Genomic DNA, 16,356 nt, shown 5'->3' with positions numbered 1-16,356 from the left:
CCTCGGCCGGTCAGCGCGTCTTGTGGCCCTCGACGAAAATCGTTCGGGGCGTGGCATCGTCGGCCTCGCCGGCCGCGCACCGGCCGTAGCGGTCCATCAGGTCCGCGGCAGCTATCGCGGTCACTTCCCAACCGTGGTCGGCCAGCCAGTCGGTCACCTCGGTGCGCTCTTCGTTGAACCACAGATCCTCGACGTCGAACACGTTCTCGGCGTCCTCTTCGCCGGCCTCCTGCCGGTACTGCTGCAGCTTCTCGCGTCGACTCGCGAGATACTCCGGGTCGAAGAAGCCCGCGCCGAACGACTCGACGCCGATCCGGCTGCCGAGCGCACTGAGTTCGTGGATGCGTTCGAACAGCAGATCCTGGCCGCTGGCAGGTAGGTATGGCAGCAGCCCTTCGGCAGCCCAGGCGGTCGGCTCGCTGGCGTCAAACCCCGCGTCGCGCAACGCTCGAGGCCAATCGTCGCGAAGGTCGATCGGCACGGGGGCGTACCTGGTGGCGGGTGTCGCCTCGTGCTTGTTCAGCGTCTCGGCCTTGAACGCCAACACCATCGGCTGGTCGATCTCGTAGACCACGGTGTCGTCGATCCACGGCAGCCGCCAGGCCCTCGCGTCGAGACCGGCGGCGAGGATCACCGCCTGATCGATGCCGTTGGCGCCCGCGGCGACGAAGAACTCGTCGAACCACTTGGTGCGGGACGCCGCATAACCGCCGATGGCCTTGATCCGCTCGACCATGTATTTCGGCGGGAGTTGCCAACCTCGCTCCACCGCAGCGTCGACGAACATCTTCGCGTAGGGGTCGGTGAACAGCGGGCAATCGCTGTCCTGCTCGAGCGCGCGGGACCACGCCACCCCCAGTGCCGTCGCGCCGACACTCTCGGTGATGTCCCAGCTGTCTTTCTCAGTCCTGGCCATTGCCACCGCTTTCCGTGTGATCGGCGAACTCATCGATCTCGTCCGTGGTCAACAGATCGTCTCGGACGTTCTGTTCCCGGTACGCGAGCTGACCAACCCGGTTCGCCACCACCGGCGCGGTGATCACCGTGAACAGCCCGGTCAGCACGAGCATGCCGACGTCGGCCTGGCCGCGCAATCGGATCGCGGCGCCGGCGAGCACCAGCAGGAGGCCGAGCACCTGCGGTTTGGAGGCCGCATGCATCCGGGTCAACGTGTCGGGGAAGCGAACCACGCCGATCGCCGCGGTCAGCGCCAACGTCGAGCCGCCCAACACAAGCACGCTCGTGACGATGTCGAGGACGTTCATCGCCGCCTCCGGGCGGTCCGTGGGGTGTCGACGTCGGGTACGCGGAAGCGCGCGACGCTCACCGTGCCGACAAAGCTGATCAACGCCAACGCGGTCAAGCCGTACGTCACAGTGCTGTCCAGGCTGTACGCCGCCCAGATGCCGATCCCGCACATCGCCACCGCGATGAGGGTGTCGACCGCCACCAGACGATCCAGGGTGCTCGGGCCGGCCAGAAGGCGGAACATCGTGATCGCCGCGGCGGCGGTGATCATCACGGCGGCGATGACCCAGACGGTGTTCATGCGTCGTCCTCCTCGGCAGCCGCGGGCCGCCAGTCTTCCTGACGTTCGAATGTCGCGACCAGCAGCCGCTCCACCACGGCCACCTGGTGGTAGAACGCGCTCAACGCACGGTCCGAGCCGACGTCGATGACGTGCATGTAGAGCAGCCGTCGAGTCTGGTCGATCTCGAGCACGATCGAGCCGGGAATCAAGTTGAAGATGTTGACCGCCAGGGCCAGCACCAGATCCGATTTCACCGAAAGTTGGGCGCGCAGCACGGCCGACAACGGCGGACGGGGCTTCACCGCGAGCAGCGCGACCTGCACGGAGGACAGCACCAACCGGTAGGCAACCGTGAGCAGAAGCCGAATCAGCGACAGCAGGTGCACTTTGCCTTCGACGGGCACGGCGGGCAGCGGCAGCAGCACCGTGATCAGCAACGCGACAGCCAGGCCCGACAGCAGATTGGCCGCAGAGAGGTTGCCCCACAACAGCACCCAGACGAGCACCAGCCAGCAGATGACCCAGAGGCGCAACGCGATACTTCTCATCGCGTACCCACCACGGCGGTGATGTACTGGCCACGGTCCAATACCTCGCCGGCGGCCCGCTCGCTGTAGCCGAAGATGGGCCCGGCGAGCACGGTCAGCGCCAACCCGACGGCGATCAGCGCGCCCGTGGGCGCGACCATCCCGGCCGGCATGCGACCGACGTTGTCGCGGTCGACGAACTTGATGTCCCCGGGTTCGTCGAGCAACGCCGAGGGTGACGCCGCGGATAAATGGCCTTCGGGCGCGTCCTCGCGGGACCGCCAGAACGCCTTGGTCCACACCCGGGCCACCACATACAGCGTCAGCAGGCTGGTCACCACGCCGCCGCCCACCAGCGCCCAGGCCAGCACCGAGCCGTCCTGCGCGCCCGCCTCCAGCAGCGCGACCTTGCCGATGAAACCGGAGAACGGTGGTATACCACCGAGATTGAGCGCGGGCACGACGAACACGAACGCCAGCAGCGGGCTGGCGGCCGCCAAGCCGCCGAGGCGGTCCATCGTCGACGCGCCGGCCTGGCGTTCGATCAGCCCGACTACGAGGAACAGCGTCGTCTGCACCAGAATGTGGTGCGCCACATAGTAGATGGCACCCGACATGCCGAGCTGGTTGGACAGCGCGATACCGAACACCATGTAGCCGATGTGGCTCACCAGCGTGAACGACAGAAGTCGCTTGATGTCGCTCTGCGCGATCGCGCCGAGGATGCCGACCAGCATGGTCAACAGGGCCGCGACGAGCAGCACCGGGTCGAGGCCGCCGCTGGGAAACAGCAGCGAGTGTGCCCGGATGATCGCGTACACACCGACTTTGGTGAGCAGCCCGGCGAACACCGCGGTCACCGGTGCGGGCGCCGTGGGGTACGAGTCGGGCAGCCACGCCGACAGCGGAAACACGGCGGCCTTGATGCCGAAGGCCACCAGTAGCACGGCGAACATCGCCGAGCGGGTTCCGGCCGGCACGTCGTCGAGGCGCACCGCGAGCTCCGCCAAGTTCAGCGTCCCGGTGGCCGCGTAGACGAGAGCGATCCCGAAGAGGAATACCAGCGACGAGACCATCGACACCATCACGTACGAGATGCCCGCGCGGACACGGTCTTTGCTCGCACCGATGGTCAGCAGCACGAAGCTCGCCGCCAGTAGCACCTCGAACCCGACGAAGAGGTTGAACAGGTCGCCGGCCAGGAACGCCATGCAGACGCCGGCCGACAGCACCAGATAGGTCGGCATGAAGATCGACACGGGCTGGCGTTCGTCGCCGTCGCGGATGCCCTGGCCGATCGCGTAGAACACCACGGCCAGCAACACGATCGACGACACCACGAGCATCAGCGCCGACAGGCGGTCCACCACCAGGGTGATGCCCAGCGGGCCCATCCCGGGCACCGACTGCCCCCAGCCTCCGACGTAGAGCACGAGTGTGCCGTCCCTGTCGGCGAGATAGAGCAGCGCGCCGCACACCGCGACGACGACCGACAGTGCGACGAGCGTGACGAGTCGCTGCAGGCGGGGCCGGCGACCGGCGATCAGCGTGGCCGCCGCGCCCAGCGTCGGGATCAGCACCGGCAGCGGTGTCAAGGTACCCGCCAACGTCATGCGCGCCCGCCCCTCATTTCGAGCCCTCGTATCCGGGCAGCGCGTCCAACTCGTCGGGCGCATCGGTGTCGCGCCGACGGTCGGGGCGCGGGCGGTCCTCTTCGACCGCCGCGGTGTCCAGCGCGGCCAGCTCGGAGACCTTGGCATCCTCGGGGTCGTCGCCCACTTCCTCCTCGGTGGTCAACCTGTAGGTGCGGTACGCCATCGCCAGCACGAACGCCGCGATGCCCATCGTGATTACGATGGCCGTCAGGATCATCGCCTGCGCCAACGGATCTGCGGTGGTGGTGTGGCCCTCACTGGTGCGGCCCCGCACCGGTGGATTACCGGATGGACCGCCGACTATCAGGATCAACAGGTTGATCGCATTGCCGATCAGCAGCAGCCCCAACAACATTCGGGTCAGATTGCGCTCGAGCAGCAGGTAGACACCGGCGCTGGTGAGCCCGCCGAGCAGGACGAGTGGCACGAACGAGGTGGTCATCGGGCCGGCACCGCCGTCTTGTGTCCCTGGCCCAACTCCACGTCGATCCGGGCGCCGAGGCTACGCAACACGTCGAGCACCAGGCCCACGACGATCAGGTACACCCCGAGGTCGAAGAACAACGCGGTGACGAACTTGACGGTGCCGAGCACCGGTACCTCGACCTCGATCAGCGCCGACGACAACGCGGGCGCCCCCACCAGCAGTGAGGCGAACGCGGTGCCCGCCGACAGGCACAATCCCGCGCCGAGGATCTTGCCCGCATCCAACGGCAGCGTCTCGCCGAGTTCGTAACGCCCGCCCGCCAGATAACGCAGCACCAGCGCCAGGCCCGCGGTCAACCCGCCGGCGAAGCCGCCGCCGGGGGTGTTGTGCCCGGCGAAGAAGAAGTACGCCGACAACACCATGATCAGCGGGAAGACGAGCCGGGTGGCGACCTCCAGGATCAGCGACCGGTGCCGTGGGTCGCGCAGTTCGCTGCCCCGCAGCCAGGTGATCTCCCCGGCTGCCGGGCTGGTGTTCAGGATCGCAGGCAGCCGTCCGATGTCGGGCTGTCCCGCGTCGGCCACCCGGGGTGGTGTCCCGAACCGCCTGTGCCGGAACACCATTGACGCGACGCCGGTCGCAGCGACCAGGAGCACCATGATCTCGCCCATGGTGTCCCAGGCGCGGATGTCGACCAGCAGCACGTTGACGGCGTTGGCGCCGTGGCCGCGGTAGTACGCCGCATCGGGGATCAGCGAGGCGATCGGGACGCCGGTGCGCGCGGCCATCGCGTACACGGTCAGCGTCGTCACGGTCGCACCGACCGCGAGCGCCAGCGCGGCCCGCGGCCAGCGATTCCGTTTGATGTGGACGCGGTCGGCCTCGGCGGGCAACGTCCGCAGCACCAGCACGAACACCACGAGCGTCAGCGTCTCGACCAGAAACTGCGTCAGGGCCAGGTCGGGTGCGCCGTGCACGGCGAAGATCGCCCCGCAGCCGTAGCCGGTCACGCCGACCAGCAGCACCGCGGCCAACCGGTTGCGCATCACCAGCGCACCCAGCGCGGCGGCCAGGATGATGAGGCCGATCACCACCTGCAGCGGCGAACCCCACAGCGCGAAGTTCGGGCGGTCACGGGCGCCGAACGCCAGCACGATCGTCGGCACCAGCACGAGCGTCGACAGGATCGCCGTCTGCGTGGCGGGGATCGAACCGCGCTGGGTGACCGCGGTGAGTTCCACCGACCACAGGTCCAGCTTGCGCACCACGCCGTCGTAGATGTGGTCGGCGTTGCCCAGCGGTTCGCGCACGGTGCGGAGTTTGCGCAACCGCTCGCGGCCGACGAAGGCGGCGACGCCGGTGGCGACCACGAGCACCGACAACAGCAGCGGCAGGTTCACCCCGTGCCACAGTGCGAGGTGGTAGTCCTCGCCGCCGGGCACGGTGTCGGTGTAGCCCTCCAGAACGTCGCCGATCCCGAGGGGCCAGACCCCGAAAGCCAGTCCCGCCGCCGAAAGGATGCCCGGCGCGATCATGAACGCGGTCTTCGGGCGGTGCATCTCGGTGACGCGCCTGCTCGGCTGCCGCTGTCCTTTGCGGCCGAACGCACCGAACAAGAAGCGCAGGCTGTAGATGGTGGTGAACACCGAGCCGAGCACGATGCCGGCCAGCACGAAAGGCGAAGCGCTACCGAGATACGGGCTGTAGAGCACGGTCTCGAAGTCGGCCTCCTTGGCGACGAAACCGAAGAACGGCGGCAGCGCGGCCATGCTCGCGGTCGCGCCGATCGCGATGATCAGCAGCGGGCGCGCCCGGTCGCCGAGCCAGGCCAGCCTGCGGATGTCCCGCGTGCCGGTGGCGTGGTCGATGACGCCGACGACCATGAACAGCGCCGCCTTGAACATGGCGTGCGCAACCAGCATGGCCAGCCCGCCGAGCATCATGTCGCTGCCGCCCGTGCCGACCATCACGGTGATCAGCCCCAACTGGCTGACCGTGCCGAACGCCAGGATCAGCTTCAGGTCGTATTCGCGGACCGCGCGCCAACCCGCCAAGAGCATGGTCAGCAGGCCCAGCGAGACGACCATCGGCCGCCACGGCGCCACGTCGGCGAACCCGGGCGTCATTCGCGCGACGAGGTAGACGCCGGCCTTGACCATGGCCGCCGCGTGCAGATAAGCGCTGACCGGCGTGGGGGCGGCCATCGCGCCCGGCAGCCAGAAGTGCAGCGGCACGATCGCCGACTTCGACAACGCACCGACGAGGATGAGCACCACGGCGACCGACACCGCCGCTCCCGTCGGCGGCGAGGCGAGCAGTTCCGACAGCAGGTAGGTGCCCGCGATGTTGCCGAGCACGATGATGCCGACCAGCATCGCCAGCCCGCCGAACGTCGTTACGAGCAGCGCCTGGGTCGCCGCCCGCCTGCTGGTGACGCGCTCGGCGTAATGGCCGACCAGCAGGAACGACAGCACCGTCGTGATCTCCCAGAACACGTACAGCATCAGCATGTTGTCGCTGATCACCAGGCCGAACATCGCGCCGGAGAAGGCGACCAGTTCGGCGGCGAAGCTGGGCAACCGGTTCTCGAGGCGGCCGTCATGGTGCTGGAAGTAGTCGGCGCAGTAGAAGAGCACCAGCGCACCGATGCCGAGCACCAGCACGCTCATGATCGCCGCGAGCGCGTCGAACCGCAGCGTGATGTTCATCGACAGCTCGGGCACCCATGGCAGGTCGACGGTCTTCGACCGACCGGCCGCCGGCCAGTTCAGCGCCACCCAGACCAGCGAGACGAGCGGCACCAGCGCCAGCGGATAGAACGCCGTCCGCCCCCACCTGTGGACAAGCAGCGGCGCCAGCGCGGTGGCGACCGCGTGGGCGAGCAGAACGGCGAGCAGGGCACTCCGATCGGTTGGGCTGGACGGCACGCGGCCGCCAACCGGAGAACTGATGGTCGGGGTGTCAGCCGAGTAATGGCTTTCGGTTGATGGACATTCTACGTGGGCCGATCGGCGGTACCTCCCGGCGTCGTGGGCGCCAGATTCATCAGAAGTAGCGCAGCCAGACGTAGACCCACGCCAGCAAAGTGCTGAGCAGCGTCACGACGATCCCGTAGCGGGTGAAGCGCCAGAAGCTGATGCGGTGACCCGCGCGCTGGGCGATGCCGATCGCGACCACGTTCGCGCTCGCAGCGATCGCGGTGCCGTTGCCGGAGAAGCAGGCGCCCAGCGCGAACGCCCACCACAGCGCCCGGCCGGTCTCCGCGTCGGGAGCCTGGGCCGCCATGTCCTCGACCACGGGGGCCATCGTCGCCGTATAGGGAATGTTGTCGATGAACGCGCCGAGCACCGCGGACCCGAACAGCAGTCCCGTCGCCGCCATGAAGAAGTTGTCGCCGAAGAGGTTGACCGCCGCATCGCCGAGCCAGCCGATCACCCCGGTGTGCACCAGGCCGGCGACCATGACGAAGAGACCCATGAAGAACACCAGCGTCGGCCACTCCACCTCGGGGAGGACCTCGGCGACGTCGACGTTGGTGACCAGCAGCATCGTGCCCGCACCGAGAAGCGCGACGATCGACGGCGCGACGTGCAGCACCGAGTGAAGGCCGAACCCGACGATTACCAGCGCGAGCACGGCCATGGACCGCACCAGCAGGCGGGTGTCCCTGATCGCGCGCCGCTCCTGCAGCACCATCACCTTGTCGACGCGCATCTCGTTGGCGCGCAGGTCATGTCGGAACAGCCACTTGGTGAACACCACGAACAACGCGAAGATCACCACCACCACGGGCGCCATGTTGACCAGGAAGTCGTTGAAGGTCAGGCCGGCGCGGCTGCCGATGATGATGTTGGGTGGATCACCGATGAGGGTGGCCGCACCCCCGATGTTGGATGCGAGTACCTCCGCGATGAGGAACGGCTGGGCCGCGATTTCCAGCCGGTCGCAGATGACCAGCGTCACCGGCGCGACGAGCATGATGATCGTGACGTTGTCCAGCACCGGGGAGGCCACCGCGGTGATCATCATCAGCATGGCCATGAGCCGAAAAGGCCTGCCTTTGGCGCGTTTTGCGGCCCAGATCGCGAGGAAGTCGAAGACACCGGTCTGTTTGACGACCCCGACGATCACCATCATGCCGAGCAGCAGAAAGATGACGTTCCAGTCGATGCCCTCGTGCTCGGAGTAGAACACCTTCTCGCCGGGGGCCAGACCCAGGAGCGTCATCAGCCCCGCGGCGACCAGAACCGTCGTGACCTTGTTAGCGCGCTCGGTCGCCAGAAACCAAAAGGCGACAACGAAAATCGCCAGCGCCAGAAGCGGAGCCAGCACGGAACCGGTGGCTCAGTCGTTGGGGCCGGCCACGGCCAGGCTCGTCAACAGCCTTTCCAGGGTCACCGCGCCGACGAGCTTGCCGTCCGTGTCGACGACGGCGATCAGCGGGCTCCGCTTGGTGGCCATCACGGTGGCGATCTCGAGCAACGTGGCGTCCGGCGCGACCGTGACCGGTTTGGCCACCGGGGTGGGTAGGCAGTCCCCGACGGTGAGCCGGCCGGGCCCGTGCCAGAACAGGTCGGCATGAATCTCGTCGACGGTGCGCACCAGTGCCGGGTCGTCGCGATAGGACTCCGGAATGGTCAGCCTCAGCACCTGGGTGCCCGGCAGCACGGCGACGGGACGGTCCGAGTCGTCGACCACGACCAGCCCCGGCAGCCGGTTGACCACCATCAGTTGCACGGCCTTGGACACCGGATCGTCCATCCGGACCGTCGGCGGGGTCACGGCGATCTCGTGTGCTTGCATGACCTCGTTCCATCCGGTCCCTGGGGTGTCGGCGGTAAGTGTCATCGTCCTCGCTCTCCGATCGGTTCGTCGACCCTGCGCGAACCGTTCGGAACGGGTCGACCCGTCAGCATCTCGACCTCCCATTCCGGCGAGATATGCATGGTGAGGACAGTTTCGGCGGCCGCCGCCCGGCCCACCATCGGGGCTGACACCCATTCGGCGGGGGCGGTGCAGTGTATGGACAAATGCGGAGGCGACGGGCCACGCTGAGGTCATGAAACGGGCGCGCACGCCGGCGACCGCACTGTTTCGGCGGGTTTTCCTGATCAACGGCCTGATCTTCACGTTGGGCACGCTGATCCTGGCGATTTCGCCAGCCACGGTGTCTTCCCGCATCAAGCTCACCGAGATTCCCGTGCTCGTCGTCGGGCTCGCCGTCATCCTGACCGCGAACGCGCTGTTGTTGCGATCGAGCCTGGCCCCCCTCGACCGGCTAGCCGCATCGATGCGGCGAGTCGATCCGCCCCGCCGCAGCGACCGCGTCGACGACCGCGGCAACGGCGACCTGCGCCACCTCATCGCGTCGTTCAACACCATGCTGGACCGTCTCGAGACCGAACGCACCACGGCCAGCGCGTCGGCCTTGGCCGCGCAGGAGAACGAGCGCCGGCGCATCGCGCGTGAGTTGCACGACGAGATCGGGCAGACCTTGACCGTGGCGCTGCTCATGCTCAAGCGTGCCGTGGATCGTGCTCCCGCCGAGATCCGCGGTGAGCTCGCCGGCACCCAGGACGCGGTCCGCGCGAGCCTCGACGAGGTTCGCAGCATCGCGCGCCGGCTGCGTCCCGAGGCGTTGGAGGACCTGGGGCTACACAGTGCGCTCAACGCGCTGTGCAGTGAGTTCACCAACGCAACCGGCTTATCCGTCGTCAAACACATTGTGCTGCAACAGGATCGGCTGAAGCCGGATGTCGAGCTGGTGTGCTACCGCGTCGCGCAGGAGAGCCTGACCAACATCGCCAGGCACGCCGGAGCCACCAAGGCGTGGCTCGATCTGCACACCACCGACGACCGGTTGACGATGCGCATCGCCGACGACGGCGTCGGCGGCGTGGTCAGCGAGGGCGCCGGGATCAACGGTATGCGGGAGCGCGCGTTGCTGGTGGATGCCGACCTCACGATCGCGTCCCCGGCCGGTGAGGGCACCGAGGTGCGGCTGGCGATCCCGTCGCGGCGGTGTTGGTGATGTTCGCGCAGCCGGCGCGCATCCTGCTCGCCGACGACCACGCGCTGGTGCGCAGCGGGCTACGGATGATCCTCGACGCCGAGCCCGATCTGCGCGTGGTCGCCGAGGCGGCCGACGGGCACGAGGCGCTGGCGTTGCTCGAGAACACCCCCGTAGATCTGGCGATCCTCGACATCGCAATGCCCAGGATGACGGGCCTGCAGGCGGCCAGGGAGATGAACCGGGCCCATCCGCACGTCCGGATCCTGATCCTGTCGATGTACGACAACGAGCAGTACTTCTTCGAGGCCCTGAAGGCCGGTGCGTCAGGCTACGTGCTGAAGTCCGTCGCCGACCGCGACCTGCTCGAGGCGTGCCGGGCCACGCTGCGCGGAGAGCCGTTCCTGTACGCGGGCGCGGTGACGGCGCTGATCCGCGACTATCTGCACCGCGCCCGGCAGGGCGACGGGCTGCCCGAGACCATCCTCACGCCCCGCGAGGAGGAGGTACTCAAGCTGATCGCCGAGGGCTACTCGTCGCGAGACATCGCGAACACGTTGGGCATCAGCGTCAAGACCGTCGACCGGCATCGGACCAACCTGCTGGCCAAACTCGGATTGCAGGATCGGGTGGCGTTGACCCGCTACGCGATTCGTGCCGGATTGATCGAGCCGTGACGGCGCTGGCAGGGCGTGGCCGGTAGCGCGTACCGGACGGGCAGCGCGTGACCGAGCAGGCCGATGCCCGCGCCGAGGATCGGCCAGATCGGCCAGAAGTACCAGGCGCCCGCGGTCAGTCCGACCGCCAACCACACGGTCAGCACAATCGCGACCATCGTGAGGTAGCCGGCCAGATGGATCTGGACCCCGCGCCGGGCCAACCGCCTGCGGGCTTCCCGCCGCCGGGGGTCGTTGCGCTTGAGGCGCTCGACGGGTAGATCGGCGGTGAGCTCGTGCAGTTGTGAACGGGTGGTCGCGGCGAACGCGGCCTGCAGTCGGGCCTCGTACTCAGGCATCTCGAGGTAGCCCTGGGCGAGCGCCTGGCCGAGCACGTCCGCGGTCTTCTCCCGGTCGGGGTCTCCGGCGCGGACGGCGGGTGCGATGGCGGGCATGACGACCTCCTCGATCTTGACAATGACAAGTTCCCGGTTCGACTATCGCGCGGTAACTAGCCATTGTCAAGATGTCTGGGCATTTCCGTGGCTTCGGCGCGCTGCCGAGCGCTGAGCGATTGCTTCCACGCCGGAATCGCGATTAGCGCCCCCTCGACGACAACTTCGCGGAAATCTGCCCCGCCGATCGCACCGGTGCCATGCTGGGAACCTGGGCGGTGCAGGGGAAGAGGCGACCATGGCTGTCGACGAAAACAGGTTGAACGAGTTCCTCGGCAGAGCGGTGGGTGATCTCGGCGCGGCGATGAGCGCGACGTTGATCCTCGTCGGCGATCGGCTTGGGTTGTACCGCGAGCTGGCGAGAGAAGCTGTGACGTCGGCCGAACTCGCACAACGCACCGGCACAAGCGAGCGCTACGTCCGCGAATGGCTCGGCAACCAAGGTGCCGGTGGGTACGTCGAATACGATCCTGGATCCGACAGGTGGTCACTGAGCGAGGAACAGGCGCTCTGCCTCACCGACCCGAACGGTCCGGTGGACATGCCCGGCGCCTACAACATCGTCGAGGCGACGTTCCACGCGCTGCAGCACACCCTCGACAACTTCAAATCAGGCCAAGGCATGGAGTGGGGTGAGCATCATCCCTGCCTCTTCGAGGGAACGGAGCGGTTCTTTCGCGCCGGGTACAACACAAACCTCATCGATTCGTGGTTGCCGGCCCTAGACGGTGTCGTCGACAAGCTGAAAAAGGGAGCCAAGGTCGCCGATGTCGGGTGCGGCCACGGCGCCAGCACCATTCTGATGGCGTTGACGTACCCGGATTCGGAGTTCGTCGGATATGACTACCACGACGAATCGGTAAGTGTCGCAACACAGAAAGCAGCGGCGGCAGGTGCGTCAAATGCGCGTTTCGAGGTTGCCGACGCGGTCGGATACAAGGACAGGAACTTCGACCTGATCGCGTTCTTCGACTGTCTGCACGACATGGCAGATCCGGTCTCCGTGTCGCAGCATGCGCGCGAGGCGATCAGCGACGACGGCACCGCGATGATCGTCGAGCCGTTCGCCAACGATCGGGTGGCCGACAACCTGAACCCCGTCGGACGCGTGATGTACGGCGCGTCCACGCAGATCTGCGTGCCGGTTTCGCTGGCGCGCAAAGGTCCCGCCCTCGGCGCTCAAGCCGGCGAAGCGCGGCTACGTGAGGTCGTGGTCGACGGCGGCGGGTTCACCCGCTTCCGGCGCGCCACGGAGACTCCGTTCAACCTGGTGCTGGAAGCCAAGCCGTAGTTCAGCGGGCGGCGGAAAAGGCGCGCAGCGACTCGACTTGCGCCGCATCCAGTGACGGCCGCACGTTCTTGCGGGCCTGTGCGACGTCGGCCGCGGTGACGTCGGCGGCGTCGATCGAGCGCCGCATCGCGGTCAGCGCGGCCTCGCGCAGCAGCGCCACGCAGTCGGCGGCGCTGTAGCCGTCGAGTTCGTCGGCCAGCGCGTCGAGGTCCACGGCCTGCTCGCCCTCGGAGGCCAGCGGTATCGACTTGCCCGCGGTGCGCAGGATCTCGCGACGGGCTTCGGCGTCGGGCGGTTCGACGAACACCAGCTTCTCCAGTCGGCCCGGCCGCAGCAGCGCGGGGTCGATCAGGTCGGGCCGGTTCGTCGCGCCGAGCACCACCACATCGCGCAGCGGTTCGATGCCGTCGAGTTCGGTGAGCAGTGCGGCCACCACGCGATCGGTGACCCCGGAGTCGAAGCTCTGGCCGCGCCGCGGCGCCAGCGCGTCCATCTCGTCGAGGAACACCAGCGACGGCGCCGAGTCGCGGGCCCGCCGGAACAGCTCGCGCACCGCCTTCTCCGACGAGCCGACCCACTTGTCCATCAGCTCGGCGCCCTTGACGGCGTGCACCGACAGCCGGCCCGAGCTGGCCAGCGCCCGCACCACGAACGTCTTGCCGCAGCCGGGCGGCCCGTAGAGCAGCACGCCGCGCGGCGGTGCGACGCCGAGGCGTTGGAACGTGTCGGGATGCTGCAGCGGCCACAGCACCGCTTCGGTCAGCGCCTGCTTGGTGGCCGTCATGTCGCCGACGTCGTCGAGCGTCACCGAGCCGACCGAAACCTCCTCGGTCGCCGACCGCGACAGCGGGCGGATGACGGTCGTCGCGCCCAGCAGGTCGTCCTGCGTCAGCGCCGGTGGCTCGCCGTCGGCACTTGCTCGGGCGGCCGCCCGCAGCGCCGCCTCACGCACCAGTGCGGACAGGTCGGCGACGACGAAACCCGGTGTGCGCTGGGCGATTTGCTCGACGTCGAGGTCCTTGGCCGGGACGTCGCGCAGCAGCACTTCCAGCAGCTGTTTGCGAATCGCCCCGTCGGGCAGGCTCAGCCCGAGCTCTCGGTCGCACAGGTCGGGCGCGCGCAGTCGCGGGTCGACGTTGTCGGGTTGCTGCGACGTCGCGACGAACGCCACCCCGCTCGTCGCGACCGCGTTGCGGAGTTCGGTGAGGATCAGTGTCGAGACCGGTTCGGCGGTGGAGGGCAGCAGCGCGTCGATGTCGGTGATCAGCAGCACGCCGCCGCCGTCGCGAACGGTCGCCACGGCGGACGCCACGCTGGACAGCCGGTCCTCGGCCCGCAGCGAGCCGACCTCGGGACCGTCGAGCTCGACGAGCCGCCGGTCGGCGCACACCGCGCGCACCAGCGCGGCCTTGCCGACGCCTGCTGGGCCGGACACGAGCACACCGAGATTGGCTGTCGCGCCCAATGTTTCGAGTAGCTCCGGCTGGTCGAGTGCCAGCTTGAGCCATTCGGTGAGCCGCTGCGCTTGCGCCTGTGCACCTTTGAGGTCGTCGATGCCGAGCGCCGGCGGCGTCTTCTCCGGTGTGGTGACCACCGCCCGGCCGGTGGCGGGGTTCGCGGGCGGTGCGGCAGCCCCCGTCGCCGCGGCGTCGCCCCAGGTGACCGCCGAATTGGGTTGCACGCTCACAGGTCCCGCGGGATCGGTGCCGGTCACCGTCAACAGTTCGGATGTCCAGGTGATGCCGACCGACGACGCCAGCGCCGCGGTCGCGCGCGAGCTCGGGATGTCGGGTCCCAGCTCACGGGGCAGCAGTGACACGGTGTCACCGACCGTCATGACCTTGCCCAGCAGCGCCTGGCGCAGCGTCGCGGGGGAGATCGACTGGCTCGCCAGCCTCGACCCGGACAGCGTCACCGACCGCGCGCCGTAGACGGTGACCGGCGCGACCAACACGGTGGTGTCCTCACGCAGGCCCGCGTTGGACAGCGTGACGTCGTCGAGCAGCGCGGTGCCCGCCGGCACCCCGGCGGGTGCCTCGCCGACCACGGCGGCGGTGGTGCGGGAACCGGTGAGCGACACGGCATCCCATTCGCGAATGCCAAGCGCGGCAATGGCTTCGGGATGTAGGCGGACCACCCCGCGTCGCGAGTCCAGCGCCGAGGTGTTCAGCCGCGCGGTCAGCGTGAGCCGATGCCGTGGAGCCGGGCGGTCGGACTGCAGTTCGGTCATGTCAGGAACCGGGCCTGCGCAGTCCGAGTCGCATCACGGACCGGCGGTGTGGCTGGGCGCGGCGGATCGCCCGGCGGGCCGCGCGCTGCTGGCGTGGTTTGTCGTCCCACACCTCGGGATGCGCGGCCAGGAAGCGTCGGGTGCGGATGGCGAACGGGATGTGCACGACGTAGGCGCCGATGATGATCAGGATCACGACGTAGCCGTACAGGATCGCCGCCGCGACGCCGATCGCCACGAGCGCCAGCAGCGGTGCGACCATGTTGGGCGGCACCGAGAACGTGTGGATCTTGCGCATCGGGATCGTGCTGACCACGAGCAGCGAGACGCCCACCATCCAGATCACCACCGCGGGCTCCGACGTCCACCAGCCCTCACCGAACTGCATCTTGGCGGCCAGCGGACCGATCGCGCCGATAGCGCCCGCCGGTGCGGGCATGCCGACGAAGTACTTCTTCTCGTAGGCCGGCTTGTCGACCTCCAGCATCGCGTTGAAGCGCGCGAGTCGCAGCACGATGCACACCGCGTACACCAGCACCACGATCCAGCCGATCCGCGATTGCGACAGCAGCGTGCCGTAGACGATGAAAGCCGGTGCGACACCGAAGTTCACGGCGTCGGCCAGCGAGTCGATCTCCTCGCCCATCCGCGATGTCGCGCCGAGAGCGCGGGCGATGCGCCCGTCGAGCGCGTCGAGGATCGCGGCGACCGCCAGAAACGCCATCGCCTCGGTCGGCCGGTCGTCCAGCGCCATCTTGACCGCGCTCAGTCCGAGGCAGATCGCGGCGACCGTCATCGCGCTGGGCAGGATCCGCAGGCTGACGACGGACCGTTTGATGCGGGGTCGGATCACGGCAGTTCGGCCAATACCGTCTCGCCCGCCAGCGCGCGCTGCCCCGTCGTCACCACGATGTTGGATCCTGCGGGCAAATACGTGTCCAGCCGTGAGCCGTAGCGGATCAGCCCGTAGGTCTGGCCGATCGCCAGCTTGTCGCCCGCTTTGGCGTCGCATACGATGCGCCGCGCCACCAGGCCCGCGATCTGCACGGCGATCACCTCGACGCCGTCGGCGGTGCGGATCAGCACGCTGTAGCGTTCGTTGTCCTCGCTGGCGGCCTCGAGTTCGGCCGAGCCGAACAGCCCCGGCCGGTGCTCGACGGCGACGACCTCACCGCCGATCGGGGCACGCTGCACGTGCGCGTCGAAGATCGACAGGAAGATGCTGATACGCGGCAACGGCGTTGCGGGTAAACCGAGTTCGGCCGGTGGCGGCGCCTCCTCGATCAGGCAGATCAGGCCGTCGGCGGGCGCGACGACGAGATTGGGCCGGGTGGGTGGCACCCGCGGCGGATGCCGGAAGAATGCCGCGTTGGCGGCGGCCGACGCCAGGGCGGCACCGCGCAGCCACCGGTTTCGCCGTCCCAGGGCGGCCGCCGCGAGGCTGGCGCCGACGAACGGCAGTCCGGCGGGATGCATCGGGGGGATGGTGGTACGGGCCAGCGCCAGGAGCCGCGCAGGGCCGGATTTCAGGTCGGGGCGTCTGGCCATCGTGCAGCGATTCTACGGGCCACGCC

At 68.4% G+C, this 16,356-nt stretch carries 16 protein-coding genes; 3 read left to right on the top strand and 13 right to left on the bottom strand.

All coding sequences use genetic code 11. The features are described 5' to 3' along the window. Positions 1-10 precede the first annotated feature (10 nt). The 9 genes from G6N18_RS13920 to G6N18_RS13880 all read right to left on the bottom strand — a co-directional run bounded on the left by G6N18_RS13920 (position 11) and on the right by G6N18_RS13880 (position 8,943). Complete coding sequence (locus tag G6N18_RS13920; RefSeq protein ID WP_083003351.1) at positions 11-916, bottom strand: SAM-dependent methyltransferase; 906 nt, start codon at positions 914-916, stop codon at positions 11-13. Continuing rightward, positions 903-1,265 (bottom strand): monovalent cation/H(+) antiporter subunit G, encoded by a 363-nt coding sequence (gene mnhG / locus G6N18_RS13915; protein ID WP_059164850.1) that lies wholly within the window; start codon positions 1,263-1,265, stop codon positions 903-905. Before mnhG ends, G6N18_RS13920 begins: the two co-directional genes overlap by 14 nt. Beyond that, complete coding sequence (locus G6N18_RS13910; RefSeq protein WP_067220558.1) at positions 1,262-1,549, bottom strand: monovalent cation/H+ antiporter complex subunit F; 288 nt, start codon at positions 1,547-1,549, stop codon at positions 1,262-1,264. The genes mnhG and G6N18_RS13910 overlap by 4 nt, the downstream gene beginning before the upstream one ends. Beyond that, on the bottom strand, positions 1,546-2,079 hold the full coding sequence (locus G6N18_RS13905) for a Na+/H+ antiporter subunit E (RefSeq protein ID WP_067220554.1): 534 nt from the start codon (positions 2,077-2,079) through the stop codon (positions 1,546-1,548). Before G6N18_RS13905 ends, G6N18_RS13910 begins: the two co-directional genes overlap by 4 nt. Next, positions 2,076-3,671 carry a Na+/H+ antiporter subunit D gene (locus G6N18_RS13900; protein WP_083003348.1) on the bottom strand — a complete coding sequence of 532 codons (1,596 nt, stop codon included), beginning with the start codon at positions 3,669-3,671 and terminating at the stop codon, positions 2,076-2,078. Before G6N18_RS13900 ends, G6N18_RS13905 begins: the two co-directional genes overlap by 4 nt. A gap of 13 nt (positions 3,672-3,684) precedes the next feature. Beyond that, a complete protein-coding gene (locus G6N18_RS13895) occupies positions 3,685-4,155 on the bottom strand; it encodes a Na(+)/H(+) antiporter subunit C (RefSeq protein WP_083003345.1) in 471 nt (156 codons plus the stop codon). Next, positions 4,152-7,037, bottom strand: a complete 2,886-nt coding sequence (locus tag G6N18_RS13890; protein WP_083003579.1) for a Na+/H+ antiporter subunit A — start codon at positions 7,035-7,037, stop codon at positions 4,152-4,154. Before G6N18_RS13890 ends, G6N18_RS13895 begins: the two co-directional genes overlap by 4 nt. A gap of 148 nt (positions 7,038-7,185) precedes the next feature. After that, entirely contained in the window at positions 7,186-8,472 is a 1,287-nt protein-coding gene (locus G6N18_RS13885; RefSeq protein ID WP_067220545.1) for an ArsB/NhaD family transporter, read from the bottom strand. A 12-nt stretch (positions 8,473-8,484) separates the two neighbouring features. Continuing rightward, the gene (locus G6N18_RS13880; protein ID WP_067220859.1) at positions 8,485-8,943 is read right to left on the bottom strand and encodes a CBS domain-containing protein; all 459 of its coding nucleotides are present in this window, start codon (positions 8,941-8,943) and stop codon (positions 8,485-8,487) included. Positions 8,944-9,199: 256 nt separating this feature from the next. On the opposite strand from G6N18_RS13880, the gene G6N18_RS13875 reads away from it, so the two are divergent. Then, the gene (locus tag G6N18_RS13875; RefSeq protein WP_083003341.1) at positions 9,200-10,171 is read left to right on the top strand and encodes a HAMP domain-containing sensor histidine kinase; all 972 of its coding nucleotides are present in this window, start codon (positions 9,200-9,202) and stop codon (positions 10,169-10,171) included. Then, complete coding sequence (locus tag G6N18_RS13870; RefSeq protein ID WP_067220855.1) at positions 10,171-10,827, top strand: response regulator; 657 nt, start codon at positions 10,171-10,173, stop codon at positions 10,825-10,827. The genes G6N18_RS13875 and G6N18_RS13870 overlap by 1 nt, the downstream gene beginning before the upstream one ends. On the opposite strand, the gene G6N18_RS13865 is transcribed toward G6N18_RS13870, so the two are convergent. After that, entirely contained in the window at positions 10,794-11,261 is a 468-nt protein-coding gene (locus G6N18_RS13865) for a DUF1707 domain-containing protein (protein WP_067220539.1), read from the bottom strand. The genes G6N18_RS13870 and G6N18_RS13865 overlap by 34 nt on opposite strands. 238 nt (positions 11,262-11,499) lie before the next feature. On the opposite strand from G6N18_RS13865, the gene G6N18_RS13860 reads away from it, so the two are divergent. Next, positions 11,500-12,552, top strand: a complete 1,053-nt coding sequence (locus G6N18_RS13860) for a class I SAM-dependent methyltransferase (RefSeq protein WP_083003337.1) — start codon at positions 11,500-11,502, stop codon at positions 12,550-12,552. A 1-nt stretch (position 12,553) separates the two neighbouring features. Here G6N18_RS13860 and G6N18_RS13855 read toward each other — a convergent pair whose 3' ends face one another. The 3 genes from G6N18_RS13855 to G6N18_RS13845 are packed head-to-tail and all read right to left on the bottom strand — an operon-like array spanning position 12,554 to position 16,330. Continuing rightward, positions 12,554-14,782 carry an AAA family ATPase gene (locus G6N18_RS13855; RefSeq protein ID WP_083003333.1) on the bottom strand — a complete coding sequence of 743 codons (2,229 nt, stop codon included), beginning with the start codon at positions 14,780-14,782 and terminating at the stop codon, positions 12,554-12,556. 1 nt (position 14,783) lies between these two features. After that, positions 14,784-15,635 carry a CDP-diacylglycerol--serine O-phosphatidyltransferase gene (gene pssA, locus G6N18_RS13850; RefSeq protein WP_179962306.1) on the bottom strand — a complete coding sequence of 284 codons (852 nt, stop codon included), beginning with the start codon at positions 15,633-15,635 and terminating at the stop codon, positions 14,784-14,786. Then, positions 15,632-16,330 carry a phosphatidylserine decarboxylase gene (locus tag G6N18_RS13845; RefSeq protein ID WP_083003330.1) on the bottom strand — a complete coding sequence of 233 codons (699 nt, stop codon included), beginning with the start codon at positions 16,328-16,330 and terminating at the stop codon, positions 15,632-15,634. Before G6N18_RS13845 ends, pssA begins: the two co-directional genes overlap by 4 nt. Positions 16,331-16,356 lie beyond the last annotated feature (26 nt).

The sequence above is a fragment of the Mycolicibacterium celeriflavum genome (genome assembly GCF_010731795.1).
GTDB classification, from domain to species: domain Bacteria; phylum Actinomycetota; class Actinomycetes; order Mycobacteriales; family Mycobacteriaceae; genus Mycobacterium; species Mycobacterium celeriflavum.
Note: the sequence above shows the minus strand (reverse complement) of the source record. Positions and strands in the feature narration are given on the sequence as shown.